The 11,656-nt window shown below is 72.6% G+C and carries 8 protein-coding genes; 4 read left to right on the top strand and 4 right to left on the bottom strand.

The window, feature by feature from the left end:
- Window positions 1-407: 407 nt before the first annotated feature.
- Window positions 408-1,571, bottom strand: a complete 1,164-nt coding sequence (locus tag ACIPRD_RS18315) for an FAD-dependent monooxygenase (protein ID WP_401564157.1) — start codon at window positions 1,569-1,571, stop codon at window positions 408-410.
- Window positions 1,572-1,660: 89 nt separating this feature from the next.
- Here ACIPRD_RS18315 and ACIPRD_RS18310 point away from each other — a divergent pair, with 89 nt between their 5' ends.
- Together ACIPRD_RS18310 and ACIPRD_RS18305 are read left to right on the top strand one after the other, a co-directional pair.
- Window positions 1,661-2,272 (top strand): PadR family transcriptional regulator, encoded by a 612-nt coding sequence (locus ACIPRD_RS18310; protein ID WP_401564154.1) that lies wholly within the window; start codon window positions 1,661-1,663, stop codon window positions 2,270-2,272.
- A gap of 121 nt (window positions 2,273-2,393) precedes the next feature.
- Window positions 2,394-4,079: a carbohydrate binding domain-containing protein gene (locus tag ACIPRD_RS18305; protein WP_356399280.1), complete on the top strand. Its 1,686-nt coding sequence runs from the start codon at window positions 2,394-2,396 to the stop codon at window positions 4,077-4,079.
- A 117-nt stretch (window positions 4,080-4,196) separates the two neighbouring features.
- On the opposite strand, the gene ACIPRD_RS18300 is transcribed toward ACIPRD_RS18305, so the two are convergent.
- Window positions 4,197-5,534, bottom strand: coding sequence for a 6-phospho-beta-glucosidase (locus tag ACIPRD_RS18300; protein WP_356399282.1), 1,338 nt, complete (start codon window positions 5,532-5,534; stop codon window positions 4,197-4,199).
- 324 nt (window positions 5,535-5,858) lie between these two features.
- Here ACIPRD_RS18300 and ACIPRD_RS18295 point away from each other — a divergent pair, with 324 nt between their 5' ends.
- Window positions 5,859-7,304, top strand: a complete 1,446-nt coding sequence (locus tag ACIPRD_RS18295) for a glycoside hydrolase family 16 protein (protein ID WP_401564151.1) — start codon at window positions 5,859-5,861, stop codon at window positions 7,302-7,304.
- Window positions 7,305-7,367: 63 nt separating this feature from the next.
- Here ACIPRD_RS18295 and ACIPRD_RS18290 read toward each other — a convergent pair whose 3' ends face one another.
- Window positions 7,368-8,318, bottom strand: coding sequence for a hypothetical protein (locus ACIPRD_RS18290; RefSeq protein ID WP_401564148.1), 951 nt, complete (start codon window positions 8,316-8,318; stop codon window positions 7,368-7,370).
- A 181-nt stretch (window positions 8,319-8,499) separates the two neighbouring features.
- Window positions 8,500-9,405, bottom strand: coding sequence for an AraC family transcriptional regulator (locus ACIPRD_RS18285; RefSeq protein WP_356399287.1), 906 nt, complete (start codon window positions 9,403-9,405; stop codon window positions 8,500-8,502).
- Between the two features lie 153 nt (window positions 9,406-9,558).
- Here ACIPRD_RS18285 and tkt point away from each other — a divergent pair, with 153 nt between their 5' ends.
- A complete protein-coding gene (tkt, locus tag ACIPRD_RS18280; protein WP_356399289.1) occupies window positions 9,559-11,634 on the top strand; it encodes a transketolase in 2,076 nt (691 codons plus the stop codon).
- Window positions 11,635-11,656 lie beyond the last annotated feature (22 nt).

The raw sequence follows: 11,656 nt of genomic DNA, 5'->3' as shown, positions 1-11,656 counted from the left end.
TCGTACTGGGCGTACGTGGGCGGTTCGGCCGTGCGGCGAGGTGCCGTGCCGGGCGTCGCGGACCCACGAAGATCGGGGAGACGCCCCCTAGGGGGCGTGGCGCTCGGGGCGGGGGCTTTCGCTCCGCAGCGGCGGGGGGACCTTCCGTTCCGGGGGCGGGAGGCGCGCGGGTACCTGCCGCTCCCTGCCCCCCGGGCCCCGGAGTGCCGGAGCGGCCCGCCGCCGCACCCGCCCCACAGCCCCACCGCCCCACCGCCCCACAGCCCCACAGCCCCACCGCCCCACCGCCCCACCGCCCCACCGCCCCACCGCCCCACCGCCCCACCGCCCCACCGCCCCACCGCCCCGGGGAAGGATGCCGGCCGCCCCCCTCCTGCGGCCGGCATCCTTCCTCGGGGCGCGGCCGTTCACCCCTTGACGGGCTCGTCCCAGTCGATGTGGTGACGGTGGACGGGGGCGAACATCTGCTCCGGGGCGGGCAGTGCCGGCGCCGCCCCCGCCTGCCCGGCCTTCGCCCTGTTCTTCGCGGCGGCGTCCGAGCCGATCATCTCGACGCGCGCGCGGCGCAGCCCCTCGTACGCGGTGAACGCGGCTTCCGGCGTGGGCAGGTCGCGCAGGCAGCGGGCCAGTTCGACGGCGCTCTCGGCGGCCAGTGAGGCGCCCTGCCCCGAGCTGGAGGACGGGGCGTGCGCCGCGTCGCCGACGAGGACCATGCGTCCGCGGTGCCAGTGCGGAACGGACGGCATGCGCTCCATCGGGCCGACCGCGATCAGGTCGCCGGGCGCGGTGTGCGCGACGAGGTCCCGGCCGGGGGTGTGCCCGGCGTACAGCTCCGCGAGCCGTTCGAGCCATCGGGCCGCGGGAACGTCCCTGACCTGCGCCGAGGTGGCCGGCCGGGGGCTGGGCAGCCCGGCGAACCAGGCGACGCCGCCGTCGGGCAGACCCCAGTAGCCGATGAAGGCGCGGCCGAAGGCGAAGTACATGGTGCCCGGTTCGGCCTTCACGCCGCTGCCGCGGGCGCGGCCGCCGAAGCTGAGCACGCCGCCGTACTCGGGGCCGGGCGCGTGCGGGTCGATCAGGGTGCGGACGGTGGAGCGGATGCCGTCGGCGCCGACGAGGATGTCGGCCGTGGCGGTCGTGCCGTCGGCGAACGTGGCGGTGACGCCGTGCTCGTCCTGTTCCGCGCTCACGAGCCGTCGGCCGTGTTCGATGCGGACGCCCGCTGCTCGCGCGTGGCCGGCGAGGGCCCGGAACAGGTCGGCGCGCGCCATCGCCCGGGTGGCGGGCAGGCCGGGGAAGCCGTGGAAGTCGGCGAGGCGGCGGCCGTCGCCGTCGGCCATCACCACTCCGGGCACCGGCTGCCCGACGGCTTCCACGGCCTTGTCGGCGCCCACGGTCCGCAGCGCGTCGATCCCGTTGGGCGCGAGGCTGAGCAGCGCGCCGGTGTCGTCCGCCGCGGCCGGGTAGGCCTCGTGGACGGTCGCCTCGATCCCGGCCCTGCGCAGCGCGAGCGCGGTGACGGGTCCGGCGATCCCGCCCCCGATGACCGTCGCCGTCCTGACCTTGCCCATGGCCCCTCCTCAAGTCGGTTCGACCGTCTGATAGTTGCAGTGGAACTAGTATCTGGTCAACTAGTTTCCCCGCGGATACGATCGGCGCCATGACCAGCCCCGTACGCAGTTCCCCGCTCGCTCTGACCGTCCTGTCCCTGCTGCACCAGGAGCCCCTGCACCCGTACGGCATCCAGCGGCTGATCCGGCAGTGGGGCAAGGACCAGGTGGTCAACGTGGGCCAGCGCGCCGGGCTCTACCGCACGATCGAGCGCCTGCGGGCGGCCGGCCTGATCGCGGTCCGCCACACCGAGCGCGACCAGCAGTACCCCGAGCGGACCGTCTACGAGATCACCGCGCCGGGCCGGGCCGTCACCAGGGAGTGGCTGGAGCGGATGCTCGCCGAACCCCGGCAGGAGTTCCCGGAGTTCCCCGCGGCGCTGTCCTACGTGCTCATGCTCGCGCCGGCCGAGGCGCGGGAGATCCTGGAGAAGCGGCTGGAGCGGGTGGCGGAGACGGGCGCCGCCCTCGACACCGCACTGGCCGCCGGGGCCGCGGACGGCCTCCCCCGGGTGTCCGTCCTCGAACTCGAGTACCTGCGCGCCGTCACGACGGCCGAGGAGCGATGGCTGCGCTCGGTCGTGGCCGACCTGGCCGACGGCACCCTCGACTGGCCCGCCGGCCCCGCGGCCGCGCCCGCACCCGTCGCGCCGGAGGGGTGATCCTCCCCCCGGTATGGACCAATTCCGCGCATCTTCTTGACAGTTGGATTGGTCCATACCAACTTAAGGGGCGCACCGTCACCGCACTCCCCCACCACCTCCACCCCCACAGGGAGATCGCGTGCGCCACATCCTCGGGCGTCCCAGACGCCGGATCCTCGCCCTGATCGGCACGGCCGCTCTCGCGCTCGGCGGGGCCGTCGCGCTGCCGGGCACCGCCCAGGCCGCCAACGTCCTGGCCAACCCCGGCTTCGAGTCGGGCAGTACGTCCCCCTGGTCCTGCACCGGCAATCTCGGCTCGGTCGTCTCCTCGCCCGTGCACTCCGGCTCCAGGGCCCTCCAGGGCGCGGTCACCGACAGCGACAACGCGCAGTGCAGCCAGACCGTGTCCGTGCAGCCGAACACGACGTACACGCTGAGCGGCTGGGTACGCGGCTCGTACGTGTACCTCGGCGTGAACGGCGGAGCGTCCACCTGGACGACGTCCCCGTCCGCGTACAGTCAGCTCAGCGTCTCCTTCACCACCGGCGCCTCCCAGACCAGCGCCACCGTCTACGTGCACGGCTGGTACGCGCAGGGCGCCTACACCGCCGACGACATCAGCCTGGACGGTCCGGGCGGCGGGGGCGGCGGTGACACCCAGGCGCCGACCGCGCCCGGCGGACTCACCTCGACCGGCAAGACCTCCTCCACCGTGTCCCTGTCGTGGAACGCCTCCTCGGACAACGTGGGCGTGACGGCGTACGACGTCTACGCCGGGTCGAACCAGGTGCTGACCGTCTCGGGCACCTCCGCCACGGTCGGCGGGCTGTCCCCCAGCACGGCGTACACCTTCAGCGTGAAGGCCCGGGACGCGGCCGGGAACACCTCCGCGGCCTCCAACTCCGTGTCCGTCACGACGAACGCGGGCACCGGCGGCGGCACCGGGTTCAAGCAGGCGGCGCCGTACCTGTACGAAGGCTGGGGCGACCCGCCGAACCCGACGACGGTGATGAGCGCGACCGGCGTCAAGTGGTTCACGATGGCGTTCATGCTCGACTCCGGCGGCTGCAACCCCGCCTGGGACGGGAGCCGTCCGCTGGCCGGCGGCGCGGACCAGAACGCCATCAACCAGATCCGCTCGGCGGGCGGTGACGTCGTCCCGTCCTTCGGCGGCTGGCAGGGCAGCAAGCTCGGCGCCAACTGCTCCTCCGCGAGCGCCCTCGCCGGAGCCCTGCAGAAGGTGATCGACGCCTACTCGCTCAAGGCGATCGACATGGACATCGAGAACACGGACGAGTTCGAGAACGAGGCCGTGCAGGCGAAGATCCTCACCGCGCTGAAGACGGTCAAGGCCAACAACCCCGGCCTGAAGACCATCGTCACCTTCGGCACCTCGACCACCGGCCCGACCTACTACGGCAACCGGCTGATCGAGCAGGCCCAGTCCCTCGGCGCGGGCATCGACGTCTTCACCATCATGCCGTTCGACTTCGGCGGCGGCTCCGACATGTACGGCAGCACCGTGAACGCGGCGGAGGGCCTGAAGGCCAAGCTGAAGTCGACCTTCGGCTGGGACGACGCCACCGCCTACGCCCACATGGGCATCTCGGGCATGAACGGCCTGTCCGACCAGCAGGAGAACACGACCCCGGCCATCTGGACCTCGATCCGTGACTGGGCCAACTCCCACCACATCGCCCGCCTCGCCTACTGGGCGGTCAACCGCGACCGGTCCTGCCCCGGGGGCGGCGTGGTGAGCAACTGCTCCGGCATCAGCCAGAGCACCTGGCAGTTCACCTCCATCACGGCCGGCTTCACCGGCTGAGGTCCCGCCGGTCCGGCCCGGCGGGCCGGACCGGGAAGGCAGTCATCGGAGGGCCGCTCGTCGGAGCGGCCCTCCGCGCTGCGCCGCGGGCCGGAGCCGACGGGCTCACCCCAAGGACTACTTGAGGTAGGCGAGGCCCGGATGGACCGCGGTGTAGCCCTCGACCAGCCTGCGGGCGACGGAGACCGAGTCGACCAGCGGGTGCAGCGCGAACGCCTTCACCGCGCTCTCCCGGGAGCCCGACCCGGCGGCGGCGAGCACCTCCCGCTCCACGGCCTTGACCGAGCAGACCAGTCCGGTGGCGTGTCCGGGCAGCGGGTCGGCGGCGAGCGGATGGGCACCACTCGCGTCGACCAGGCAGGGGACCTCGACGACCGCCTCGGCGTCGAGGGCGGCGAGCGTGGAGCGGTTGCGGACGTTGAGGATCAGCGTGGTGCGCTCGTCGCGGGCGATGGCCCGCATCAGCGCGAGGGCGACCTTCTCGTAGCCGCCGGACAGGTCGTCCTCCTCGCGGTCTCCGGCGCCCGCGCTCTCCCGGTTCTCCGCCATGTACGTCGCCTCGCGCTCGGCGCGGGTGCGGTCCCAGGCCCGCAGCGCGGAGGCGGCGGGATCGGCCGCCTCGTCGTAGAACCGGGCCTGCTGGTCGTGCAGGAAGGCGCCGCGGGTCCGCTCGGCCTCCTGGTAGGAGCGGACGGCCTCGCGGTTGAAGTAGTAGTAGTGCAGGTACTCGTTGGGGATCGCGCCGAGCGACCGGAGCCAGTCGGTGCCGAAGAGGCGGCCCTCCTCGAAGGAGCCGAGCAGGGCCGGGTCGGCGAGCAGCCGCGGGAGTTCGTCGCGCCCGGCGATCCGCAGACCGCGCACCCAGCCGAGGTGGTTGAGGCCGACGTAGTCGACGAAGGCCTCGCGGGGGTCGGCGCCGAGGGCGCGGGCGACACGGCGGCCGAGGCCGACCGGCGAGTCGCAGATGCCGATGACCCGGTCGCCGAGGTGGCGGGACATGGCCTCGGTGACCAGTCCGGCGGGGTTGGTGAAGTTGATGACCCAGGCGTCCGGGGCGAGCCGGGCCACGCGCCGGGCCAGTTCGGTGGCGACGGGCACGGTGCGCAGGCCGTAGGCGATGCCGCCGGCGCCGACCGTCTCCTGTCCGAGGACCCCCTCGGCGAGGGCCACCCGCTCGTCCTCGGCGCGTCCGCGCAGGCCGCCGACCCGGATCGCCGAGAAGACGAAGTCGGCCCCGCGCAGGGCCTCGTCGAGGTCGGTGGTGGCCCGCACCACGGGCGCGTCCGGGACCCCGGCCGCCTGTTCCGCCAGTACGCGGCCGACGGCCCGCAGCCGGCCGGCGTCCAGGTCGTGCAGCACGACCTCGGTCACCCGGCCCTCGGCACGGTCGTTCAGCAGGGCGCCGTACACCAGCGGCACCCGGAACCCGCCACCGCCCAGAATCGTCAGCCTCACGTCCGCACCCTTCCCGCCGCGACCATCGCCCTGCCCGTGCCCGGGGATCCGCCCGGGCCGCGCGGCCCTCGCGGACCCCACGAGCGGCACCACTCTGCCACCCGCCCAGGCCCAAGAGGACGCCTGCCCGATCCGGTGGGCCCGCGGCGCCCGGCGCGGCACCGCGTCACAGGGTCGGCTTCAGAGCATGAACTCCCGTACGACAGAAGGACTTTCACTGTTCCAACTCTTGACGACCCCAGGGCCGAGGAGCACATTGGCCGCACCCTGAGAGCGCTCTCAGAACTCTTCGCGCGTCTCATCCCGCACCCGAGAGGCACCCCCATGAGTGAAACCTCCGGTACCCCGCACCCGGACGGCAGACGTCCGCGCACGGACGGCGTCCCGTCGGCCGGACGGCGGCGTCCGCTCCGCCGGGCCCTCGTCGCCGTTTTCGGCACCCTCGCCCTCGCGGCGGCCGCCGCCACCGCCGGCACCCTCCCCGCCGACGCCTCGGCGCCCACTCCCCCCACCGGCTGGACCCAGGTGTTCCTGGACGACTTCAACGGCGCGGCCGGCTCCGGCGTCAACACGTCGAACTGGCGGTACGACACCGGGACCTCGTACCCCGGTGGCGCCGCGAACTGGGGCACCGGCGAGGTCGAGACGATGACCACCAGCACCAGCAACGTCGGGCTCGACGGCAACGGCAACCTGCTCATCACCCCGCGCCGCGACGCCTCCGGCAACTGGACCTCGGGCCGCATCGAGACCAACCGCACCGACTTCCAGCCGGCGGCCGGCGGCAAGCTGCGCGTCGAGGCCCGGATCCAGATGCCCAACGTGACCGGCGCGGCCGCGAAGGGGTACTGGCCGGCGTTCTGGGCGCTGGGCTCCCCGTTCCGCGGCAACTACTGGAACTGGCCGAGCATCGGCGAGCTGGACATCATGGAGAACGTCCAGGGCCTGAACAACGACTGGGCCACGGTGCACTGCGGCACCAACCCGGGCGGGCCGTGCAACGAGACCACCGGCATCGGCAACTCCAGGGCCTGTCCCAACACCACCTGCCAGTCGGGCTTCCACACCTACGCGATGGAGTGGGACCGCTCGACCAGCCCCGAGGAGATCCGCTTCTACGTCGACGGTGTCGACTTCCACACCGTGCGCGCCAACCAGGTGGACGCGACGACCTGGGCCAACGCCACCAACCACGGTTACTTCGTGATCCTCAACGTGGCGATGGGCGGCGGCTTCCCGGGCGCGTTCGGGGGCGGCCCCGACAGCGGGACCGAGCCCAACCACCCGATGACCGTGGACTACGTGCAGGTGCTCCAGTCGTCCGGCGGCGGTGGCGGCACCACCCCGCCCCCGGGCAACCGTGACGCGTACAGCCCGGTCCAGGCGGAGTCCTACGACAGCCAGTCCGGCGTGGGCGCCGAGACCACCACCGACACCGGCGGCGGCCAGGACGTCGCCTTCATCGCGAACGGCGACTGGGCACTCTACAAGGGTGTCGCCTTCGGCTCGACGGCGGCCACCCAGTTCAACGCCCGGGTGGCGAGCGGGGCGGCGGCCGGGGTGAGCGGGCTGGTCGAGGTGCGTCTGGACAGCCGGTCCAACGCCCCCGTCGGCAGCTTCGCGGTGGGCAACACCGGCGGCTGGCAGTCCTGGCGCACGGTCCCGGCGAACATCTCGTCGGTGACCGGCACCCATGACGTGTATCTGACGTTCAGCAGCGGCCAGCCGGCCGACTTCGTCAACCTGAACTGGTTCGACTTCGGCCACTGACCGCGCACGCGGCCGGGGCGGGGCGTCACCTGCGGATCGGGTGGCGCCCCGCCCGCGCGCCGGTCAGTAGTTCCAGCGGTTGCGGCTGCCCTCGTCGCGGCAGTAGATCATCCGGCCGTTGGCGGCGTGGGTGGAGCTGCCGACGTCGCTGTTGCGGCAGAACTGGCCCGCGTCGTAGCAGTTCCCGGCGTTGGAGACGATCTCGCAGGTCGTGCCCGCACCGCCGCCCGTGCCGGAGGAACCGGCGGACGATCCGCCGGACGTGCCGCCGGAGCCCGCGTCCGCCTGCGCCGGCGGGGTGTAGTCGGGGTCGTTCGTCCTGTCCTTGTAGGTGCCCGTGGCCGCCGGGCAGCCGTCCTCGGTCAGCCACAGGGTCACGTCGCGGTCGCCGACGACCCGGGTCCCGGCCGAGGGCGACTGGAAGCACACCTTCCAGTCGTCGTAGGTGCCGTCGGTGGAGGAGGAGTCGTCGACGTCCTCGTCCTTGTAGGAGGCCTTGACCGTGATCTCACCCGACGTCACCTTGCCGACGGCGTCGACGGCGTGGGCGTAGGTGCCGCCCACGGCCCGCGGCATCGGCGGCCACGGGATCGGCCGCCCGTCCGTCCGGGGGCAGGGCGCGTCGGCGGCCACGGCGCCGTAGTCGACGGCCGCGAAGGTGACCTTCTCGAAGCAGACCTTCCAGTCGTCGCCCGGGGCGGCGTCCTTGTCGCTGGCGTCGTGCGCCGAGACCCGGTATCCGTGCCGCTCGGCCGCGCCGGTCGCCGCGCCGAGGACCTTGTCGACCTGGCTGGTCATCGCGGCCGGGGTGGCCGTGACGGTCGCGGTGACGGTCACCGTGGGCGTGGGCTTCGCCGGTGACGCATCGTCGGAGCTGCCGCATCCGGTGACGAGCGCGCACATCAGGGCGCCGGCTCCGAGGCCCTGGAGCCACTTCTTCCCGGTCGTGCGGAAGGTGCGGTACGGCTTCCGTGCCGTCCGGTCTCCGGGCATCGGACGTTCCGGCTGGTTCATGGTCCCCCCTGGGGTGGTGCTGTGCCTTGCGTGTGCGTGACTCGTGAAGGAGTCGCGAAGTTGCCTTCACGCGGCAGGAGAGACCTGATCGTGACCTGACGCCCCCGGAGCGGACCGGCGCGCCCGCCCCGCCCCCACCCGGACGCCCCCGGGGCGGGGCGGCGCCCTGGGGATGTCTCCGCTAGCGCAGTTCGGCCCGGAAGGACACGGGGGTGAGGCCGGTGTGCAGGTGGAAGAACTTGGAGAAGTTCGCCGCGTCGGGGAAGCCGATGGCGGCGCCCACCCGGCCGATCGGCATGTCCGTGTGGGCCAGCAGCCGCTTGGCCTCCAGGATCACCCGCTTGTCGATGAAGCCCTTGGGGGTCTGGCCGGTGGCCGCGCGCACGGCACGGACCAGCGTGCGGCGGGAGTAACCGAGCGCGTCGGCGTAGGCGTTGACGCTGTGGTTGGTGGCGAAGCCCCGCTCGACGGCGTCCCGGAAGAGGGTGAAGGTGGTGTCCGCCTGCTGCCGGGAGGCCTCCGCCGAGCTCGCGGCGAGATGGGCGAGGCGCAGCAGGAACGCGGTGAGGCTGTGCCGGAGGACGGCCGCGTGCAGGCTGAGCGGGAGGGTGTCGGTGTCCTCGTACTCGCGGCGCAGCTGGTCGAGGGAGGCGTCGAGCGCGGTGAGCTGCGCCGGGCCGGGGTGCAGCAGCGGCGGGAGGTCGTAGCGGTACAGGCCGGTGGCCTCGACGGTGGCGCGCGGCAGGAACCCGGGCTGCATGGTCAGGACGGTGCCGCGGTACTCGCTGGTCCGGGAGAAGCGGTGCACCTGCCCGGGGCGGATCCACAGCAGGTCGCCGGCCGACGCCTCGTACTCGGCGAAGTCGATCATGTGCCGTACCGGGCCGCCGGTGAAGAGCAGGACGACATGGAAGTCGATGCGGTGGACGCGGTCGAGCGGGGCATCAGCATGCCAGGTGCGGCCGGCTCCCATGGGGCCGATCTGCATGCCGACACCGCCGACGGCCAGCTCGGCCGGGAAGGGGAAGGTCTTGATCCCGTCACCGCGCGGGCCGCGCTCCGCGGCTTGCTCCGTTCTGTCCGCCATGTTCGCCATGTTCGATTTGCCGTTCCTATCGTGCGATCGGTGTCCCAGATTCACCACAGGCTGACACATCTCGACCTTCCCTCGAAAAAGTCAGACTTTTAAGTTTGAACGCGTCCGACCAGCGATCACGCATTGAACGAGGACTTTCTGAAGATGAGCACGCAGATCAACGACGGCTTCGAGTGGACCGATCTCGACCGGCGAGCCGTGGACACGGCCCGACTTCTGGCGGCCGACGCCGTGCAGAAGGTGGGCAACGGCCACCCGGGCACCGCGATGAGCCTCGCACCTGCCGCGTACATGATCTTTCAGAAGTTGATGCGTCACGATCCGGCCGACCCGGAGTGGACCGGCCGTGACCGCTTCGTGCTGTCCCCGGGCCACACCTCCCTGACGCTCTACACCCAGCTCTTCCTGGCCGGGTACGAGCTGGAGCTGGACGACCTGAAGGCGTTCCGCACCCAGGGCTCCAGGACCCCCGGTCACCCGGAGTACGGCCACACCGCCGGCGTCGAGACCACCACCGGCCCGCTGGGCCAGGGTGCCGCCAACGCGGTCGGCATGGCCATGGCCGCCCGCTACGAGCGCGGTCTGTTCGACCCGGAGGCCCCCGAGGGCACCTCCCCCTTCGACCACACCATCTGGGCGATCGTCTCCGACGGCGACCTGGAGGAGGGCGTCTCCGCCGAGGCCTCCTCGCTCGCCGGCCACCAGAAGCTCGGCAACCTGGTCTTCCTCTACGACGACAACCACATCTCCATCGAGGGCGACACGGAGACCGCGTTCTCCGAGGACGTCCTGAAGCGCTACGAGGCCTACGGCTGGCACACCCAGCGCATCGAGCCCACCGCCGAGGGCGATGTCGACGCCGCCGCCCTGCACGCCGCCCTGACGGCCGCCCGCGAGGAGACCGGCCGCCCGTCGATCATCGCCATGCGCACGATCATCGCCTGGCCGGCCCCGAACGCCCGGAACACCGAGGCCTCCCACGGCTCCGCGCTCGGCGCCGAGGAGATCGCCGCCACCAAGCGCATCCTCGGCTTCGACCCGGAGCAGTCCTTCGAGGTCTCCGACGAGGTCCTCGCCCACTCCCGCCGCGCCCTGGACCGGGGCGCCGAGGCGCACGCCGCCTGGGACAAGAAGATCGCCGAGTGGCGTACCGCCGCCCCCGAGCGCGCCGCCCTGTTCGACCGTGTCAGCAAGGGCGAGCTGCCCGAGGGCTGGCAGGACGCCCTGCCGGTCTTCGCCGAGGGCACGTCCGTCGCCACCCGCGCCGCCTCCGGCAAGGTCCTCCAGGCGCTCGGCCCGGTCCTGCCCGAGCTGTGGGGCGGCTCCGCCGACCTCGCCGGCTCCAACAACACCACCATCGACGCCTCCAGCTCCTTCCTCCCGAAGGGCAACCCGCTGCCCGAGGCGAACCCGTACGGCCGTACGGTCCACTACGGAATCCGCGAGTTCTCGATGGCCGCGGAGATGAACGGCATCGCCCTGCACGGCAACACCCGCATCTACGGCGGCACCTTCCTGGTGTTCTCCGACTACATGCGCAACGCCGTCCGCATGTCGGCCCTGATGCAGCTGCCCGTCACCTACGTCTGGACGCACGACTCCATCGGCCTCGGCGAGGACGGCCCGACCCACCAGCCGGTCGAGCACCTGGCCTCCCTGCGCGCCATCCCGGGCCTGAACGTCGTCCGCCCGGCGGACGCCAACGAGACCACGATCGCCTGGGCCGAGATCCTGAAGAGGCACGCCACCGACCCGGCACCGCACGGTCTCGCGCTGACCCGTCAGGGCGTGCCGACGTACGCTCCCAACGAGGACGCGGCCAAGGGCGGCTACGTGCTCGTCGACTCCTCGACCGAGGTCCCGGAGGTGATCATCATCGCGACCGGCTCCGAGGTGCAGCTCGCCGTCGCCGCCCGGGAGACCCTGGAGGCCGAGGGCGTCGGCACGCGCGTGGTGTCCATGCCGTCCGTGGAGTGGTTCGAGGAGCAGACGCAGGCCTACCGCGAGAGCGTCCTGCCGCCCGCCGTGAAGGCGCGCGTCGCCGTCGAGGCCGGCATCGGCCTGACCTGGTACCGGTACGTCGGCGACGCCGGCCGGATCGTCTCCCTGGAGCACTTCGGCGCCTCCGCGGCCGCCGGCACCCTGTTCACCGAGTACGGCTTCACCGCCGAGAACGTGGCGGCGAACGCCCGCGAGTCCCTCGCCGCCGCCCGCGCCTGATCCCACCGCGACAAAGAAACAC

The organism is Streptomyces sp. NPDC090108, assembly GCF_044747185.1.
Classification (GTDB): domain Bacteria; phylum Actinomycetota; class Actinomycetes; order Streptomycetales; family Streptomycetaceae; genus Streptomyces.
The sequence above is the reverse complement of the archived record's forward strand: the minus strand, read 5'-3'. Positions and strand labels throughout refer to the sequence as shown.

Excerpts from the sequence above, each read along its gene's own strand:
- ACIPRD_RS18315 (WP_401564157.1), bottom strand. The coding sequence starts at position 1,571 with ATGGGCAAGGTCAGGACGGCGACGGTCATCGGGGGCGGGATCGCCGGA.
- ACIPRD_RS18310 (WP_401564154.1), top strand. The coding sequence starts at position 1,661 with ATGACCAGCCCCGTACGCAGTTCCCCGCTCGCTCTGACCGTCCTGTCC.
- ACIPRD_RS18295 (WP_401564151.1), top strand. The coding sequence starts at position 5,859 with ATGAGTGAAACCTCCGGTACCCCGCACCCGGACGGCAGACGTCCGCGC.
- ACIPRD_RS18290 (WP_401564148.1), bottom strand. The coding sequence starts at position 8,318 with ATGAACCAGCCGGAACGTCCGATGCCCGGAGACCGGACGGCACGGAAG.
- ACIPRD_RS18285 (WP_356399287.1), bottom strand. The coding sequence starts at position 9,405 with ATGGCGGACAGAACGGAGCAAGCCGCGGAGCGCGGCCCGCGCGGTGAC.
- tkt (WP_356399289.1), top strand. The coding sequence starts at position 9,559 with ATGAGCACGCAGATCAACGACGGCTTCGAGTGGACCGATCTCGACCGG.